The 795-nt window shown below is 48.6% G+C and carries 1 pseudogene; it reads left to right on the top strand.

Annotated features, from left to right (window positions below):
• Window positions 1-101: 101 nt before the first annotated feature.
• Window positions 102-795: pseudogene (gene fadH, locus R7Q46_RS26340) on the top strand (NADPH-dependent 2,4-dienoyl-CoA reductase); the annotation flags it as partial.

The raw sequence follows: 795 nt of genomic DNA on the forward strand, positions 1-795 counted from the left end.
CGAGATTGATCGGTGTTACAAAAATGTAAACGCCTGTTTGATTTTTTGGTTTTCCGGACGTAGTCTGGTCAGACCATGATAATAAAAATGGATGTTTAGTGATGTCTGCCATGTACCCTAATTTATTAAAACCACTGGACCTAGGTTTTACACAATTACGAAATCGAGTCCTGATGGGATCAATGCACACAGGCCTAGAAGAGCACAAGGAAGGATTGCAAAAGCTCGCCGCGTTTTATGAAGAGCGCGCGAAAGGTGGCGTCGGGCTTATCGTGACCGGCGGTTTTTCACCGAATTTACGCGGTCGTCTGCACCCGTTAAGTGCGGAGTTTAGTAAGCCAAAACACGCAAAGGCGCACCGAGTAGTTACCGATGCGGTGCACAAGCATGGTGGCAAAATTGCACTACAGATTTTACATGCTGGGCGTTACGCGATGCACCCGTTTGCGCAGAGCGCCTCTGGCATTAAAGCGCCGATCGCGAAGTTTGCGCCGAGTGAAATGAGCGAGCGTCAGATCAAAAAGACCATCGATGAATTTGCCAACAGCGCTGAACTCGCTCAACTTGCCGGTTATGACGGCGTGGAATTAATGGGCTCAGAAGGTTATTTGATCAATCAGTTCCTTTGTAAGCGCACCAATATGCGATATGACGATTGGGGCGGCAGTTACAAAAAACGCATGCGCTTCCCGTTGGAGATAGTGAAAGCTGTACGTAAAGCGGTGGGTGAGAAGTTCATCATCATTTTCCGTCTTTCGATGCTGGATCTCGTCGAGCAGGGCAGCACGTTCGAAG

The sequence above is a fragment of the Vibrio sp. 811 genome, from assembly GCF_033339195.1.